This is a genomic window from Kribbella sp. NPDC055071, from assembly GCF_053608045.1.
In genome coordinates this window covers 18,214-34,464 of sequence record NZ_JBSGUS010000022.1, presented here as the reverse complement: position 1 = coordinate 34,464, position 16,251 = coordinate 18,214, and the positions used below count along the sequence as shown (strand labels likewise).

Below are 16,251 nucleotides of genomic sequence, written 5' to 3'. Positions count from 1 at the left end.
TGGACAGCTCGTGGCGGGTGTGCGCAGGTCATTTCTTGTTCACACCGACTATAAGGACCAGGTAAAGAAGAGACAGAGTGGCCGGGGTTGGCGTCATGGTGGCGAGCAGTGGTGGTTGAACCGACGATCGGCCGAGGTCGCGCGCCGGACTGTGTTCAGCTGGCTGATCGACGCCCCCGGCTCGTCAGGCGAGCATTCAAAGCGGCTGCGCTCCGGACCGCCAGGCCATCACAATCGTCGTCCAGCAGGCGAAACACGCCTGCCATCCGCGGGGACCGTGGATTGTGATGGCCTGGAGATCCGCTCACTCAGTGGCTGGTTCTCGGCAGCCCCGGTCCCTCGCATGCGGTGAGTCGATGCACTCCTCACCCGCCGGCCACCGACTAGCCGCGCCTACGCACCAAGCCCACCAGGCACCCAGCCACTTGCTTTTTTCTTTCCCTTGCTCTTCTTCGCTGGGTTATGAATAACCCTCTTTTCTTTTCCTTGCTCTTTTTCTCTGGGGGTCAGCCCAGGAGGGGTAGGCGGTCTGCGAAAGGGCCGAGGGTTTCTTGGTCTTGGGGGGTCAGGGGGAGGCGGCCGGTGGATTTGAGGATGTAGGTGGTGGTGTCCCAGGGGATGGCGTCCCAGGCTTCGGGGCCGAAGAGGCCGTCGAGGGTTCGGGCGGTGACCTGGAGGGCTTCGGGGTCTGGTTCGGGGGCGTCGGGAAGGTTGAGCGTCAAGTCGAGGTGATGGACGGTTGCTTCCAGCACCAAGGTGGCGACGAAGTCCGTGGCGCGAAGGATGTGGCCCTGGGTCTCGACTCGGTGACCCTTGGGGGCCAGGCCGACTGCGGCCGCGCGGACCGCCGCCTCGGAGACCTCGCGCCAGTGCTGCACGAGCACCCCAGGCTTGCGGTACGACGAAGCCACGCCGCGGACGAAGCTCGTATCGCTCTCGCCTCCCGCCGGAAAGTCCCGCCAGTACGAGACGAAATCGCGATCCGGCTCGGCCGTCGCCGGGCTCGCGAACGCGATCAGCGCGCGTTCGGCGTCGTACAGGAGATGGACGAGCAGCGGGCCGACCGGCATCCCCGGGCATCTGGTCTCGCGCTCGAAGTCGGCGTCACTCAAGCCCTGCACAGTCTCGGTCAATCGCCCGTAGGTCCGCCCCAGCGTCGCCGCCAGCCCCAACGGCAGTGCCCCGCGCTCGGGTGCCTTCATCCCCGGCCTCCTCGGTGTGCTCGTATCCGAACCTAACCCGAGAACGTGTCCCGATGTTCCGCGAACTAGGCGCGGGCGGCATCCAGATGCGCGGCCGCGGCCGCCTCGAGGTGGTTGAGGTCCGAAGACACAGTGGCGTACGTGTACCCCTGAGACAACCGCAACTGCGCACTGTCCCCGTCGAACGTATGGATCCCCGCGGCAATCCCCGCCTCCGCAGCCGTCCGAGCGATCAGCGCAACCGCCTCCTCGAACGGCCCGGCGATCTCAGGATCACCGGGGAACCGCGCGCCCAGCGACAATCCCAGATCCGAAGGACCGACGTAGACCCCGTCGAGCCCGGGCGTCGCACAGATCTCGGCAACGTTCTGGAGCGCGAGCGGCGTCTCGATCATCGCGAGTACGACGGTCGCCGCGTTCGCCTCCGCCGGGACCGGATCGATCCGCAACGACGACCGGATCGGTCCGAACGACCGTGCACCGAGCGGCGGATACTTCGCCGCCCGCAGCGCATGCGCCACGTCGTCGGCGGTATCGATCAACGGCACGATCACCCCGGCCGCGCCGGCATCCAGCGCCCGCGCGATCGGAGTCTCGTGGTTCGCCTCGACCCGCACCAGCCCGACCGACTGACGCCCGCCGATCGCCGCACCGGCATCGATCGCCATCAGTCCGCTCAACAGACCGTCGGGCCCGATCAGCCCGTGCTGCCCATCCAGTACGACGTAGTCGTAGCCCAACCGCGCGATGCGCTCGGTCGCCGGCGGCACATCCAACGTGATCCAGTAACCGACCAGCTTCTCCCGCGCACGAACCTTGGCAGCGAACTCCTGAGCAGTCACAGGCAGCACACTAGCTACACCGGTGGCACTCCGTGGCGGCGGTGGGAGAAGGTCCGGTCTTTGGACTGTGCGGCGGCGAGCCGGGCGATCAACTGGTCGCGCAGGTCCTCCGGCTCGACGATCGCGTCGATCACGAGGTCGGCGGCGAGGCGAAGGATGTCGATGTCGCTCTCGTACTCCTCCCGCAGCCGGGACACGTACTCGACCCGTTCGCCCTCGTCCGCGATCTCCTGGATCTTGTTGTAGTACACGGCGTTGATCGCCGCCTCCGGACCCATCACCGCGATCTTCGCGGTCGGCAGCGCGATACATGCATCCGGCGAGAACCCGGGTCCACACATCGCGTACAGGCCGGCGCCGTACGCCTTGCGCACAATGACCGACACCGTCGGCACGGTCGCCTCCGACACGGCCGTGATCATCTTCGCGCCGTGCCGGATGATCCCGGCCCGCTCGACCTCGCTGCCGATCATGAACCCCGGTACGTCGCACAGATACACCAGCGGCACGTTGAACGCGTCGCACAACCAGATGAACCGCGCGGCCTTGTCAGCGGAGTCGACGAACAGCACTCCGCCCTTGACGGCCGGCTGGTTCGCCACGATTCCGACCACCTGCCCGGCCAGCAACCCGAATCCGACCACGAGCTCCGGCGCGTACGACGGCTTGACCTCGAAGAACGAGTCCGCGTCGACGACCGCATCGATCACGTCGTGGATATCGAACCCGACGCTCTCTTCGGCCGGCACCAGGTCCCGGGTGAAGTCGCGCGCGGGCGGCAGAGCGTCGTACGACGGGGGCCGCGCCTGCCACGAACCCGGCAGGTACGAGAAGTACTGCTTGGCGAGCTCGATCGCCTCGGTGTCGTCGGACGCGAGCAGGTCGCCACAGCCCGAGACGCTGGTGTGCATCCGGGCGCCGCCCATCTCCTCCAGCGTCACCTTCTCGCCGACCACCATCTCGGCCATCCGGGGTGAGCCCAGGTACATCGAAGCGTTGCCGTCGACCATGATCACGATGTCGCAGAACGCCGGGATGTACGCGCCACCGGCTGCGGACGGACCGAACAGGCAGCAGATCTGCGGAACCTTGCCCGACAGCGCGACCTGGTTGTGGAAGATCCGGCCGGCGCCACGGCGGCCCGGGAACAGCTGCACCTGGTCGGTGATCCGCGCGCCGGCGGAGTCGATCAACCAGAAGATCGGCAGCTCGTCGCGGAGCGCGACCTCGGTGATCCGGACGATCTTCTCCACCGTCCGGGCACCCCACGACCCGGCCTTCACGGTCGGATCGTTGGCCACGATCAGCGCCGGGCGGCCGTCGACGAGCGCGCGCCCGGTGACCACGCCGTCGGCCGGGAGACCGGCGTTCAGCGCGTTGGCCAACTGGGCCTCCTCGACGAAGCTGCCCTCGTCGACGAGCAGTGCAATCCGGTCGCGCACGTAGAGCTTGTTCTGCGAGGCGAGCTTGGTCGCCGCCTTCTCCGGCGGGCTCAGCGTCGCCTCGCGGGCGACCTTGACCTCGGTCCAGTGATCGCGCGTCATGCGGCAGTCATTCCAGGCATCATTCCAGGCATCATTCCACCGGGAGCCCAAGACCACGGGCAATCAGCATGCGCTGCACTTCCGACGTACCCTCGCCGATCTCGAGGATCTTCGCGTCGCGGTAGAAGCGCGTGACCGGGTACTCCTCCATGAAGCCGTAGCCGCCGAACACCTGCGTGGCGATCCGCGTCGCGGTGACCGCGGACTCGGTCGCGTACAGCTTCGCCACGGACGCGGCCTGCTTGAAGTCGGCCATCGAGGCGCCGGCGTCCTTCAACGCCGCGGCCCGGTAGACGAGCAGCTCGGCCGCGTCGGCCATCACCTTGAGGTCGGAGATCTGGAACGCGACGCCCTGCTTCTGGCCGATCGGGACACCGAACGTCTTCCGCTCGCCGGCGTACTGCACCGACATCTCCAGGCATGCCTTGATGCACCCGAGCGCGACCGCCGCGATCGCGACCCGCCCGTCGTCGAGCGTCGCGAGGAACTGGCCGAACCCCTTGCCACGCTCACCCAGCAGGTTCGAGGCCGGGACGCGTACGCCGCTCAGCGACAGCGGATGCGTGTCGCTCGCGTGCCAGCCGAGCTTGTCGTACGACGCCTCCGCGACAAACCCCGGCGTACCGCTCGGGACGATGATCGTGGAGATCTCGGGCTTGCCGTTGTCCCGCTGCCCGGTCTTCGCGGTCACGGTCACGCAGGAGGTGATCGCGGAGCCGGAGTTCGTGATGAACTGCTTCGAGCCGTCGATCACCCACTCGTCGCCGTCGAGCACCGCGCGGGTCTTCGTCGCGCCCGCGTCCGATCCCGACTCCGGCTCGGTCAGCCCGAACCCGGCCAGCGCCCGGCCCGCGACCAGGTCCGGCAGCCACTGCTTCTTCTGCGCGTCGGTGCCGAACGTGAGGATCGGGTTGATCCCGAGGCCGACGGCCGCCTCCAGCGTGATGCCCATCGACTGGTCGACCCGGGAGATCTCCTCGATCGCCACGCACAAGCTGGTGAAGTCCGCGCCGGCGCCGCCGTACTCCTCCGGGGCGGTCAAGCCGAACAGCCCGAGAGCGCCCATCTTCTGCACGACCTCGACCGGGAAGTAGTGCTTGCGATCCCACTCGGCCGCGTACGGCGCGATCTCCGCCTCGGCGAAGTCACGCACACTGTGCCGGAACTCGCGGTGCTCTTCGGAGAGCTCGAACATAAAGACTCCTTGTGCTTGACGCTTACGTAAACGTAAAGCACTGTAGGGCAGGTGCACAATATCCGGGTGCCCGAAACGTGGACGATCGCTGAACTCGCGGCGGAGTACGACGTCACCCTGCGCACGATCCGGTTCTACGAGGACCGCGGTCTGCTCACGCCCGAGCGCCGCGGCACCGTCCGGATCTACCACCCCCGCGACAAGGTCCGCCTGAATCTCATCCTCCGCGGCAAGCGGCTCGGCTTCTCCCTCGACGACATCGCCACCATCGTCGACATGTACGACGCCGAGCCCGGCGAAGAAGGTCAGCTCGTCTACCTGCTCGACCAGATCACCCACCGCCGCGCCGACCTCGAACAACGTCGCCAGGACATCGACGAAACACTGCAGGAGCTTGCTGACGTGGAAGCCCGCTGCCACGCCGACCTGGCCGCGCTCCGATCCAGCTGAGCGCTCAGAGAGCGTCTTCGTAGGCCTTGAGGGTCTTGACGAACACGGCCCGCTCGGAGTCGGTCAGCGGCTCGAGGGCGACCCGCCAGGCCAGCGCGCTGCGGGCCAGCCAGGTGTCGATCGCCGGACGGTGACCGTCGGACAGCGTGACGATCGCGCGGCGGCGATCGGACGGATCTTCACGGCGTTCGAGGATGCCTTTGCGGCTCAGCTCGCCGACCATCAGACTCACGGTCGCCGGGGTGACCTCCAGGCGTTCGGCCAGGTCGTTCACGCCCAGCGGACCGTCGAAGAGCAGGTACGCGAACAGCGACAGGTGACGCGGCGCGAGGTTCTGGCCGGCCAGCTCGTCCGGCACCTTCATCCGCTTGGTCCGGCCCACCATCCGCGGCATCAGCAGCAGCAGCTCGCGGATCGAGTCGTCGACGCTTGACATACCTTTGTCCTTAAAACTATTTTGCTTGCAAAGCTAAATTACTTCGTCAGGATGAGAGTAGCCGCGTGGACGCCAATCGCGAGGTCGTCGAGGAGTTCCGTACCAACGCCGGTCGGGTCACCGAAGCGTTCGGGGGCGCGTTCAAGGACGCCGATCTGATCCTGCTCACGACCGTCGGGGCACGCTCCGGCCGCGCGCACACCAACCCCACGGTGTACGCCCGGGACTCCGGCCGGCTGATCGTGTTCGCCAGCAACGCCGGCAGCCCGACGACCCCAGCCTGGTTGCACAATCTCCGGGCCAACCCGGCTGTCACCGTCGAGATCGGGACAACCCGGTACGACGCCGTTGCCGAGGAGCTCACCGGCGCGGAACGGGATCGCCTGTACGCCGAGCAAGCCGAGCGCGATCCCGCCTTCGCGATCTATCAGCAGAACACCTCTCGGCTGATCCAGGTCGTCGCCCTCACGCCGGCCCGGGTCGGCGCGGCGACCGCCCAACTGAAGGAGGTTCACGCCGGCCTCCGCGACCAACTAACCGTCACACTCGCCGCGGTCGACGCTTACCTCGACGGATCCGCGCCGGCGCCGGCCCAACTCACGACGCTGCACCAACACTGTCTGTCGTTCTGCAGCTCCCTGCAGGCCCACCACGCACGCGAGGACGGTGTCTTCCCTCGCCTCGCCGCAGACTTCCCCGAGCTCAAACCCGCGCTCGACCGCCTTGCCCGCGAGCACACGGCGGTGGCTGCGCTCAACCAGGAACTGACCGCCACCCTCGAACAACTCGTCGCGGATCCGGCCCAAGCCCAATACCTCCGCGCCGCTCTCACCCAGCTGGCGCAAGACCTAGAGACCCACTACGCCTACGAAGAAGTCCACCTCGGACCCGCCCTCGACGCGGCCTAGGTGGTCAAGCCGTACAGCTCGACAGGAAGTGTGCGGGTTGGGGTGGGCGACTCGCCGGGAAACCTCTTGTTTCTGGGCTGAACTGCCCGAGACCTTCTGTCGAGCTGCACGCTTGGTCGTACCTGCGGAGGGCGAGCGAGGCCAGGCGGGAGTCGGCACCGATGGGCGGGGTGACCGGGTGTGGACCGGCGAGACGGCGGATGTGGTCGGCGAAGGCGCCGGGCGCCAGCAGGTACGTCGCAACCGCCACCCGACCCCGGGTTCGTGCCAGCACAGCCGACAGACGCTCGCCGGCGCCGGAGACATAGCCGACCGAGACCGACCGTTCTATCCGAGCGGAAAGCAGTCCAGCCATCGTCGTGCAGTCGGCGAGGGCGCGTGGATCGGAGGAGCCGGCCGCGGCGAGGATCACGTGATCGACCCGGTCAAGGCCGCCGACGCGGTCGGATCGGGCAGGGCGGGCGAGGGCGGCTGGGTTCGCGGGGCCGGCGGGGTGGGTGGGCGTGGCTAGGTTGTTGAGGCGGTCGGTGAGGATGTTTGCGAGGACTGGGTCGGGGCCTAGGGCGCCGGCGGCGGTGAGCTGGGAAGGATGGCGGTGTAGCTCGGCGCCTACGTCGACATGTACGTGATAGCCGGCGGACAGCAGTAATGGCACGAGGACGGCTTTGTTGCTGTCGGCAACTACTCGGCGGACCAAGCCTGGTAGGGCGGGCTCGTTGACGTCGACGAAGCCGAGCGACACCTTCATCTCGGGGCGTTGTCGCGCCATCAGTCGGACCAGCTGGTGGATCGTGCGGATACCGCGGGGATCCGCCGTGCCGTGTGCGACTGCGACCAGATCAGGGGTCATAGCGCGACTCCGGCGGGCTCGACGGCCAGGCGGTAGCCGCGGCGGACGACCGTGCGGACCAACTCTGGGCGACCGACGGCAGTGCGGAGGCGGTTTACGGTCACCTCCACGGCGTGGACGTCTTCGGCGCCGGGGAGTACGGCGAGCAGCTCGGGCCGCGAGACCACATCACCACCAGCCGCGACCAGGGCTGCCAGTACGGCGCGAGGCCCCGGGCCGAGCGGCAGTACGACGCCGTCCAGCACTGCAGCGCCACCGCGGATCACCAAGAGGCCGAACTCGGTCTCGATCGTACGAGCGTTGTCGTCAGTGAGCCGGTCCGTCACAATCCGGATCAGCGCGCCCAACCGATAGCGGTCCGGCACCAGAGGCTCCAAACCCAAGGCCACAAAGGGTCCAGCGGTGATCGGACCGACGCAGGCGTTCAACACCCGCCCTGTCCGCAGTGCGGCGACCAGAACGTCGTACTGCCCGGTCAGGGCCGCGGCGTCCAGCATCGCCTGCGCACCCGGCGCGGACGTGTGCACCACCGCGTCCACGATCCCAGTGCAGACCTGACCGATCATCCGTTCCACTACGACTGGATCAGGCGCCGGACCCCAGCGATACACCTCCAAACCCCGCACCGACGCCCCGACAGCCCGCAGCGCGTCCTGCAATGCCGGATCGGACAGACCATGAAGTTGTACGACGATCTTCCGGCCCTGAACCCCCTGGTCCCGCAGCCACTCCACCACCTCCGCAGTGGTCTCCGACCGAGCGGACCAGTGCTCAACCAGCCCAGCGGCCCGGATCGCGCCCCGCGCCTTCGGACCGCGGGCAAGGATGCGCGACTGCTCCAGCGTGCCGAGCAGATCGGCCGCCAGCCCGGCTGTGTCCGCCGCCTCGATCCAACCCCGGAACCCGACCGCAGTGGTGACGACCACGTCGTCCGGCGGGTTGGCGATCACCCGCCGGGTCGCTTCGATCAAAGCGTGATCGTCCGCGACCGGCGTGATCTGCAGGGTCGGTGCGTGCAGCACCTTCGCGCCACGCCGTTCGAACGACGCGATCAGGTCCTCCGCCCGCCGGTGCGCGGTGATCGCGATCGTGCACCCGCTCAACGGCCCGGTCCTAGTCACCGGTGCTCACCACAACCTGTCCGTCGACCACTTCGACGCCGTAGACCGGCAACGACACCGACGGCTCGTCCAGACACGCTCCGGTGCGCAGATCGAAGACCTGCTTGAACATCGGCGAGGCGACCGTCGGCACCTCACCGCGACTCCCGACGATCCCCCGCGACATCACGTTCGCACCGCTGAACGGATCCTGGTTGCCGATGGCAAACACCGTCCCGTCGTGGGTGCGGAACAACGCGACCTGCACCTCCCCGACCAACGCCGCGACCCCACGCTCGGGCAGCAGAACGTCGTACGAACACACCACCACACCGGTCACAACGTTCACCTACGTACCTCCAATCGGGGACCGGCCAGCAGGACCGGCTCGAGCTGTCCGCGTTCGGCCGGGGTGGCCGGCCGCGGCTGGTTGCGCTCGACCACGTATCGCAGGTCGGCGTCCGGCTGGTCCGGCGCGTTCACGAACGAGACGAAGCGGGCCAGCTTGCCGGGATCGTTCAGGGTCGCCTGCCACTCGTCCACGTACGAATCGACGTGCTTGGCCATCGCGGCGTCCAGATCGGCGGCGATGCCGAGACTGTCGTTCAGTACGACGTCGCGGACATGATCCAGCCCACCGTCGAGCTCTCGCATCCACACCGCGGTCCGCTGGAGCCGGTCGCCGGTGCGGATGTAGTACATGAGGAACCGGTCGATCGCCCGCAGCAGTTCCTCGTCCGAGAGGTCCGACGCGAGCAACTCGGCATGCCGCGGTGTCATCCCACCGTTGCCGCCGACGTAGAGGTTCCACCCCTTCTCGGTCGCGATCACACCGACGTCCTTGCCCCGAGCTTCGGCGCACTCGCGCGCGCAGCCGGAGACGCCGAGCTTGAGCTTGTGCGGTGATCGCAGCCCGCGGTAGCGCAGCTCCAACGCGATCGCCATCCCGACGGAGTCCTGTACGCCGTACCGGCACCACGTCGACCCGACACACGACTTCACGGTCCGCAGCGCCTTCCCGTACGCGTGCCCGGACTCGAAGCCCGCGTCCACCAACCGCTTCCAGATCGCCGGCAACTGCTCGATCCGGGCTCCGAACAGGTCGACCCGCTGCCCACCGGTGATCTTCGTGTAGAGGCCGAAGTCGCGCGCCACCTCGCCGATCGTGATCAGCCCCTCCGGCGTGATCTCGCCACCGGGGATCCGCGGAACGACGGAGTACGTGCCGTCCTTCTGCATGTTCGCCATCACGTGGTCGTTGGTGTCCTGCAGCGTCGCCCGCTCGCCGTCGAGGACGTGCCCGGCCGGATCCAGGCTGGCCAGGATCGACGCCACGACGGGCTTGCAGATGTCGCAGCCGCGACCCGTCCCGTGCCGCTCGACGATCTCGCTGAACGTCCGCAACCCGGTGATCCGGACCACGTCGAAGAGCTCTGCCCGCGACAACGCGAAGTGTTCGCACAGCGCCTTGCTGACCTCGACACCGGCCTTGGCGAGCTCGGTGTTGAGCAGCTTCTTCACGATCGGCAAGCAGGACCCACAGCTGCTGCCCGCGCGAGTGTTGGCGCAGACCGACTTGAGATCCGAGCACCCCTCATCGCGTACGGCGCAACGGATCGTCCCCGCGGACACACTGTTGCACGAACACACCGGCGCATCGTCGGGCAGCTCCAGCTGGACCGGCGCGGACCCCTCCGGCAGCAGGAACGCCGCCGGATCCGCGCCGAGCTCGCGACCGACCATCGGACGAAGCCCGGAGTACGCCGAAGCGTCGCCGACCAGGATGCCACCGAGCAAGGTCCGAGCGTCGTCCGACAGCACGAGCTTCTTGTAGACCCCCGCCACCGGGTCGGCGTACACGATGTCCAGCGCGCCCTCGGTCGCACCGAACGCGTCACCGAAGCTCGCAACATCGACGCCGAGCAGCTTCAGCTTGGTCGAGGTGTCGGCGCCCGGGAACGTCGCCGCGCCGCCGAGCAGCCGGTCGGCGACGATCTCGGCCATCGTGTAGCCGGGGGCAACCAATCCCCACACCCGCCCTTCGATACAAGCGACTTCGCCGATGGCCCACACACCGGGCACCGCCGTACGACAGGCCTCGTCGACGACGACACCGCCGCGTTCACCGATCGCCAGACCGGCGGCCCGGCCAAGCTCGTCCCGAGGCCGTACGCCGGTCGCGAAGACGACCACGTCCGCCGGCAGATCGGGGCCTTCGGCAACGGCCATCGCCCGCGCCGCGCCCTGCGGGCTGAGCTTGACCCGTGTCGTCGCGGTCGAGGTCATCACGTCGACGTCGAGCCCACGGATCAGTCGAGCGAGCGCACTGCCGCCGCCCTCGTCGACCTGCAACGGCATCAACCGCGGTGCGAACTCGACGACCTTGGTCGACGCACCCAAGGCCCTCAGCGCACCGGCCGCCTCGAGGCCGAGCAGACCGCCACCGACGACAACGCCGTGGACGTCCTTGCCTTCGCGCTTCAGGCGTTCGACGTACACCCGCAGCGCGGCCACGTCGTCGACAGTGCGGTAGACGAAACACCCTTGGGCGTCGCTGTTCTTGACCGGTGGGACGAAGGCGGACGAGCCTGTCGCCAGGACCAGTTCGTCGTACCCGAGCTCTTCGCCGCGCGACGTCGTCACCGTCCGCGTAGCGGTGTCGATCGACGTGACCTGCACGCCCTTGCGCAGGGTCACGGCCGGGTCGCCCCAGAGCTCGGGGTCGCCGAGTGCGAGGTCCTGCGGGTCACGGCCGGAGAAGTAGCTGGTCAGCGCGACCCGGTCGTACGGGAGCCTTGGTTCCTCTGCCAGCACGGTGATGCGGTACTGGATGTCCGTGTCGCGCTGGCGTAGTGCCTCGACCAGCCGATGAGCGACCATGCCACCGCCTACCACCACAACCTGCCGGGCCTTGTTCAGCTCTGCCATCGTCGCCCTCCTGCTCGGGACTGGTTCGGTCTCGCCCCGCCGGAAGCGGTCGAGCAGTTCACCGACGGCGCCGACACAACTGCCGCATCCGGTCGTCGCCCGTGTCGTGGCGGCGATGCCGGCCACACTGTCGGCACCTCCACGCCAGGCAGCATCGATAGCGGCCCTGGTGACGCCGTTGCATCTGCACACGGCCGCCGCCTTCTTCTTCGGTACGACGGGGTCCGCCAGCAACCCGTCCGCCACCACCGGCGTCCCGCGGTCCGCCAGCAACACCAGCTCCGCCGCAACGTCCGGCGCACCCACCGCAACAGCAGCCCGTACGACGCCGTCGCGCACGACGGCCCGGACATACCGGTCGCGGTCCTCGAGCCGGACCACTTCCCCGTCCTCGTCCTTGCTGCCCAGGATCAGGACGTCGAGTCCACCGGCCGTCAGCCGCACCACGTCGTAGTCCGGCAGCTGCAACGACGAGCCCCTGAGGTGCTGCGCAAGCACCTCCGCCTGGGCCCAGGCGGAGGCCACAGTCCCGGTGCGACGCCCCTCGACCTCCGCACAGTCCCCGATCGCGTGCACCCGCGGGTCATCCGGGCTGGTCATCGTCCGGTCGACCACGATCCCGGTCCGCACGGTCAATCCGGTCGCCAGCTCGGTCCGCGGCCGTACCCCACAAGCAACGACCACCAAGCCATCGGCGGGCTCAAAAGTAGCGTTCAGCCGCACCTCGACACCCAGAGCCCGAACGGCCCGCGTCACCCGCCGACCCGCAGCCGGCGAAACACTCTGGTCCAGCAGGGTTCCCCCGTCGTGCACGACCGTGACAGCCAGCCCGCGCTCACGAAGCGCGCAGGCAATCTCAACCCCAAGCACACCGCCACCAAGCACAGTCACGCGCTCCGCCGGACCAACCGCAGCGACCAAAGCACGCGCATCCTCAGCTGACCGCACTGGATAGCCAGCGGCAGAAAGAACCGGCGCCGCGCCCGTCGCGAAGACCAGGTGGTCGTAGGCCCAGTCCCGTCCGGCAGAGTCCGTCACCACCTGCCGCTCCCGATCGACAGCGACGGCCGTCACCACCTGCTCGTCCCCGACCACAGGTCCGGCGCGGCCGGCGACGTACGACATCAACCGCGTGCGGTCGTACGACGGCTCATCTCCCAGGACCGTGACCTCACCAGCCGGCAGCAGCTCCGCGAGCCGCCGTCCAGCCATACCTCCGCCGATGATCACCACCCTCATGCGGTCGCCTCCACAGCCGGGAGACTGGCCGCGGTCACCTCAACCGCACACACCTTGAACTCAGGCATGCGCGACACCGGATCGAGCGCATCGTTGGTGAGCTCGTTCACCGCGCCCACTCCACCGAAGTGGAACGGTACGAACACCGTGTCCGGCCGAACGTTCGCTGTGACCCGAGCCGGCAGCACCATCGACCCGCGGGCGGTACGCAACCGCATCGGTCGCCCATCCGAGATCCTCAACTGGGCGGCGACCCGCGGGTGGATCTCGGCGTACACCTCCGGCTCGGCCTCGGCCAACTCGGGCACCCGCCGGGTCTGGGCACCACTCTGGTAGTGCTGCAACAGCCGACCCGTGATGAGGTAGATCGGCGCCCCGGCGTGGAGATCGTCCGCGACCGGCCGGTGATCCACCGCCACCACGTGCGCGCGCCCATCCGGTGTGGCGAACCTCTCCGCGAACAGCCGAGGCGTCCCGGGATGCCCTTCGAACGGCACCGGCCAGAACAACGCCTCCCCCGCGTCGATCCGCTCCCACGTGATCCCGGAGTAGTCAGCCTTCCCACCAGCACTCGCCAGCCGCAGCTCCTCGAAAACCTCGGCCGGATCGGTCGAGAACGCCGCACCACAACCGAGCCGGGAGGCCAATCCAGCAAAGACATCCAGGTCGCTCCGCACCTCACCAGGTGGTGCAAGAGCCGCCTGCCGTCGCAGCACTCGCCCCTCGAGCGAGGTCATCGTGCCCTCTTCCTCGGCCCACTGCGTGACCGGAAAGACGACGTCCGCGAGCAGAGCGGTCTCGGACGGTACGACGTCTGCCACGACCAGGAGGTCCAACGCCGCCAAGCGTTCCCGCACTGACGCCAGCCGCGGCGCGGACACCAACAGGTTGCTCCCGTGGACCAACAGCGCTCGTGGTCCGTCCGCCGTACCCAGCGCGTTGATCAACTCAACCGCACTCTTCCCCGGTCCAGGTAGCTCAGCCGGATCCACACCCCAGACACCGGCCACCTGCGCTCGTGCCGATGGATCGGCGATGCTGCGATAGCCAGGAAGCTGATCCGCCTTCTGACCGTGCTCTCGACCGCCCTGACCGTTCCCCTGGCCAGTGATGCAGCCGTAGCCGCTACCAAGCCGCCCCGGCAGCCCGAGTGCGAGCGCGAGGTTGATGCACGCAGTCACGGTGTCCGTGCCCTTGGTGTGCTGCTCTGCGCCCCGCCCGGTCAGAATGAACGCCCCGGCGCCACCGTGCACCGGAGCAGCGGCCGCGAGCACTCGTGCGGCTCGCCGGATCGTTGCCGCCGGCACCCCAGTCACGCGCTCCGCCCGCTCCGGCCACCACGATGCCGTCGACCGGTACAACAGATCCGCATCGTCGACCCGCTCCTGCAGGTACGCCGTATCACCCAGCCCCTCCTGCAGTACGACGTGAGTCAGTGCCAGCACGAGGGCCAGATCCGTCCCAGGTGTCGCCTGCAGGTGGATCCCGCCACCATCCGCGGTCAGGTCAACAGTCGCCGAGCGACGCGGGTCGACGACCAGAAGCCCACCTGCATCCCGTGCGCTCCGCAGATGTGCGACAGCCGGCGGCATCGTCTCGGCAATGTTGCTGCCGACCAGCAAGACCGCACCGGCACCACCCAGGTCCGCCAACGGAAACGGCAATCCACGGTCGATCCCGAACGACCGGTTCGTCGCAGCCGCCGCGGACGACATGCAGAAGCGACCGTTGTAATCGACGTTCGCGGTCTTCAGGGCCACCCGGGCGAATTTGCCCAGTGCATAAGCCTTCTCGTTGGTCAGACCACCGCCGCCAAACACGGCGATCGAGTCGTTGCCATGAGCACCCTGCAACGACTTGATGCGCTCAGCAACGAAGTCCAGGGCGGTGTCCCAGCTCGTCTCGACCAGCTCACCCGCCGCGTCACGGATCAATGGCACGGTGAGGCGATCGGGCACCGTGAGTACGTCCGCAGCCGTCCAGCCCTTGCGACACAGCCCGCCCTGCCCACGCGGTCGCACCTCCACTGCACCCGGTCGGTCGACCGGGTGCAGTGTGGTTGCGCACTGCAGCGCGCAGTACGGACAGTGCGTGGGGACTGCCGTCACACGCGCTCCTGGCTGAGCGGTCCGCCCTTGCGGAGGTAGCAGAAGTACGTCACGGCCAGGCACAGCACGTAGAAGCCACAGAACACATACAGCGCCGGGATCAGCGAGCCGAAGTGACTTGTCGACATCGCGAACCCTCGCGGCACCAGGAACCCGCCGTACGCGCCGACTGCGGACGCGATGCCGATACAGGCCGCCGCTTCCCGTCGCGCCCGGCCCAGATCGCCCGGCGTGGTCAGCCGGAAGACCGCGGGGATCATCCGGTACGTCGATCCGTTCGCGGCGCCGCTGGCCACGAACAGGACCAGGAAGCTGATCAGGAATCCGGCGAAGCTGCCCGCCTTCAGCGCGACGATCGAGGCCAAGATGCCCAGGCCCATCACCACGAACGAGCAGACCGTCACCCACGCGCCGCCGACGCGGTCGGCCAGCTTGCCGCCGAACGGCCGCGCGACCGACCCGACCAGCGCACCCAGGAAGGCGATGTGTGCCACCACGATCTCGGGGAAGGTCGTCTTGATCAGCAGCGGGAACGCCGCCCCGAAGCCGATGAACGAGCCGAAGGTGCCGATGTAGAGGAAAGAGATGACCCAGGTGTGCGGGCGTTTCGCCGCGGCGATCGACGTACGGAACGACGACGTGGCAACGGAGAGGTTGGCCATCAATCGCCAGGCGAGTACGGCGGCCAGCAGGACCAGCGGGATCCAGATCAGGCCGGACCGGTTCAAGGTCAGCCCGGCGCCGGCGACGATCACGATCGGGACGACCAGCTGGACGACCGCGACGCCCAGGTTCCCGCCGGCGGCGTTGATGCCGAGCGCGAAACCCTTCTCCTTCTCCGGGTAGAAGAACGAGATGTTCGTCATCGAGCTGGCGAAGTTGCCGCCGCCGACGCCCGCGGTCGCCGCGACCAGGGCCATCAGCCAGAACGGCGTCCCCGGCTGGGTGATGAAGTAGGAGAGCCCGATGGTGGGGATCAGCAGGAGCAGTGCGGAGACGACGGTCCAGTTCCGGCCGCCGAACCTCGGTACGGCGAACGTGTACGGCAGCCGCAGCGTCGCACCGACCAGGCTGGGGAGCGCGACCAGCCAGAACAGTTGGTCGGTGGTGTAGGTGAAGCCGGCCTTGGGCATCGACACCACGACGATGCTCCACAGCTGCCAGACCGAGAAGCCGAGGAACTCGGCGAAGATCGACGGCCAGAGGTTGCGCCGCGCCACCGCGCGCCCCTTCGCGGCCCAGAAAGCGGAGTCTTCGGGGTCCCAGACGTCGATCCAGCGCCCGCGGCGCGGTGCCTCAACGGTGCCGACCGCACCGGTCCGGTCGCGGGGAGTGACGACCTCCGGGCCTGCCTCGAGCGTCATCGCGTGTCTCCGATCATCTGACCTGTTCGATTAGGCCAGGACGCTATGACCGGGGTGTTTCCACGTAGTCATCTTGTTGTTACGC

13 protein-coding genes are annotated in these 16,251 nt (G+C 68.1%); 2 read left to right on the top strand and 11 right to left on the bottom strand.

The window, feature by feature from the left end; translation table 11 throughout:
* Positions 1-506 precede the first annotated feature (506 nt).
* The 4 genes from ACWF4Z_RS30495 to ACWF4Z_RS30480 form a co-directional block, all read right to left on the bottom strand.
* Positions 507-1,202, bottom strand: a complete 696-nt coding sequence (locus tag ACWF4Z_RS30495) for a maleylpyruvate isomerase N-terminal domain-containing protein (RefSeq protein WP_452246615.1) — start codon at positions 1,200-1,202, stop codon at positions 507-509.
* Between the two features lie 65 nt (positions 1,203-1,267).
* The gene (locus ACWF4Z_RS30490) at positions 1,268-2,044 is read right to left on the bottom strand and encodes an HpcH/HpaI aldolase family protein (RefSeq protein ID WP_452246614.1); all 777 of its coding nucleotides are present in this window, start codon (positions 2,042-2,044) and stop codon (positions 1,268-1,270) included.
* A 14-nt stretch (positions 2,045-2,058) separates the two neighbouring features.
* The gene (locus ACWF4Z_RS30485; protein WP_452246613.1) at positions 2,059-3,588 is read right to left on the bottom strand and encodes an acyl-CoA carboxylase subunit beta; all 1,530 of its coding nucleotides are present in this window, start codon (positions 3,586-3,588) and stop codon (positions 2,059-2,061) included.
* A 31-nt stretch (positions 3,589-3,619) separates the two neighbouring features.
* A complete protein-coding gene (locus ACWF4Z_RS30480; RefSeq protein ID WP_452246612.1) occupies positions 3,620-4,783 on the bottom strand; it encodes an acyl-CoA dehydrogenase family protein in 1,164 nt (387 codons plus the stop codon).
* Between the two features lie 66 nt (positions 4,784-4,849).
* On the opposite strand from ACWF4Z_RS30480, the gene ACWF4Z_RS30475 reads away from it, so the two are divergent.
* Positions 4,850-5,233: a MerR family transcriptional regulator gene (locus ACWF4Z_RS30475; RefSeq protein WP_452246611.1), complete on the top strand. Its 384-nt coding sequence runs from the start codon at positions 4,850-4,852 to the stop codon at positions 5,231-5,233.
* A gap of 4 nt (positions 5,234-5,237) precedes the next feature.
* Here the strand turns inward: ACWF4Z_RS30475 and ACWF4Z_RS30470 are convergent, their stop codons facing one another.
* The gene (locus tag ACWF4Z_RS30470) at positions 5,238-5,669 is read right to left on the bottom strand and encodes a MarR family winged helix-turn-helix transcriptional regulator (protein WP_452246610.1); all 432 of its coding nucleotides are present in this window, start codon (positions 5,667-5,669) and stop codon (positions 5,238-5,240) included.
* A 65-nt stretch (positions 5,670-5,734) separates the two neighbouring features.
* Here ACWF4Z_RS30470 and ACWF4Z_RS30465 point away from each other — a divergent pair, with 65 nt between their 5' ends.
* The gene (locus tag ACWF4Z_RS30465) at positions 5,735-6,577 is read left to right on the top strand and encodes a nitroreductase/quinone reductase family protein (RefSeq protein WP_452246609.1); all 843 of its coding nucleotides are present in this window, start codon (positions 5,735-5,737) and stop codon (positions 6,575-6,577) included.
* Positions 6,578-6,581: 4 nt separating this feature from the next.
* Here ACWF4Z_RS30465 and ACWF4Z_RS30460 read toward each other — a convergent pair whose 3' ends face one another.
* The 6 genes from ACWF4Z_RS30460 to ACWF4Z_RS30435 are packed head-to-tail and all read right to left on the bottom strand — an operon-like array spanning position 6,582 to position 16,166.
* A complete protein-coding gene (locus ACWF4Z_RS30460) occupies positions 6,582-7,427 on the bottom strand; it encodes a sirohydrochlorin chelatase (RefSeq protein WP_452246608.1) in 846 nt (281 codons plus the stop codon).
* Positions 7,424-8,548 carry a uroporphyrinogen-III synthase gene (locus tag ACWF4Z_RS30455; RefSeq protein ID WP_452246607.1) on the bottom strand — a complete coding sequence of 375 codons (1,125 nt, stop codon included), beginning with the start codon at positions 8,546-8,548 and terminating at the stop codon, positions 7,424-7,426. The genes ACWF4Z_RS30460 and ACWF4Z_RS30455 overlap by 4 nt, the downstream gene beginning before the upstream one ends.
* The gene (gene nirD, locus ACWF4Z_RS30450; protein ID WP_452246606.1) at positions 8,541-8,876 is read right to left on the bottom strand and encodes a nitrite reductase small subunit NirD; all 336 of its coding nucleotides are present in this window, start codon (positions 8,874-8,876) and stop codon (positions 8,541-8,543) included. The genes ACWF4Z_RS30455 and nirD overlap by 8 nt, the downstream gene beginning before the upstream one ends.
* Complete coding sequence (gene nirB / locus ACWF4Z_RS30445; protein ID WP_452246605.1) at positions 8,873-12,694, bottom strand: nitrite reductase large subunit NirB; 3,822 nt, start codon at positions 12,692-12,694, stop codon at positions 8,873-8,875. Before nirB ends, nirD begins: the two co-directional genes overlap by 4 nt.
* Positions 12,691-14,802: a molybdopterin oxidoreductase family protein gene (locus tag ACWF4Z_RS30440; protein WP_452246604.1), complete on the bottom strand. Its 2,112-nt coding sequence runs from the start codon at positions 14,800-14,802 to the stop codon at positions 12,691-12,693. Before ACWF4Z_RS30440 ends, nirB begins: the two co-directional genes overlap by 4 nt.
* Positions 14,799-16,166, bottom strand: coding sequence for an MFS transporter (locus ACWF4Z_RS30435; RefSeq protein WP_452246603.1), 1,368 nt, complete (start codon positions 16,164-16,166; stop codon positions 14,799-14,801). Before ACWF4Z_RS30435 ends, ACWF4Z_RS30440 begins: the two co-directional genes overlap by 4 nt.
* Positions 16,167-16,251: the final 85 nt, after the last annotated feature.

What these genes read in the sequence shown, in the direction of transcription:
- ACWF4Z_RS30495 (WP_452246615.1), bottom strand. Translation starts at nt 1,202, where the DNA reads ATGAAGGCACCCGAGCGCGGGGCACTGCCGTTGGGGCTGGCGGCGACG.
- ACWF4Z_RS30485 (WP_452246613.1), bottom strand. Translation starts at nt 3,588, where the DNA reads ATGACGCGCGATCACTGGACCGAGGTCAAGGTCGCCCGCGAGGCGACG.
- ACWF4Z_RS30480 (WP_452246612.1), bottom strand. Translation starts at nt 4,783, where the DNA reads ATGTTCGAGCTCTCCGAAGAGCACCGCGAGTTCCGGCACAGTGTGCGT.
- ACWF4Z_RS30470 (WP_452246610.1), bottom strand. Translation starts at nt 5,669, where the DNA reads ATGTCAAGCGTCGACGACTCGATCCGCGAGCTGCTGCTGCTGATGCCG.
- ACWF4Z_RS30460 (WP_452246608.1), bottom strand. Translation starts at nt 7,427, where the DNA reads ATGACCCCTGATCTGGTCGCAGTCGCACACGGCACGGCGGATCCCCGC.
- nirB (WP_452246605.1), bottom strand. Translation starts at nt 12,694, where the DNA reads ATGAGGGTGGTGATCATCGGCGGAGGTATGGCTGGACGGCGGCTCGCG.
- ACWF4Z_RS30435 (WP_452246603.1), bottom strand. Translation starts at nt 16,166, where the DNA reads ATGACGCTCGAGGCAGGCCCGGAGGTCGTCACTCCCCGCGACCGGACC.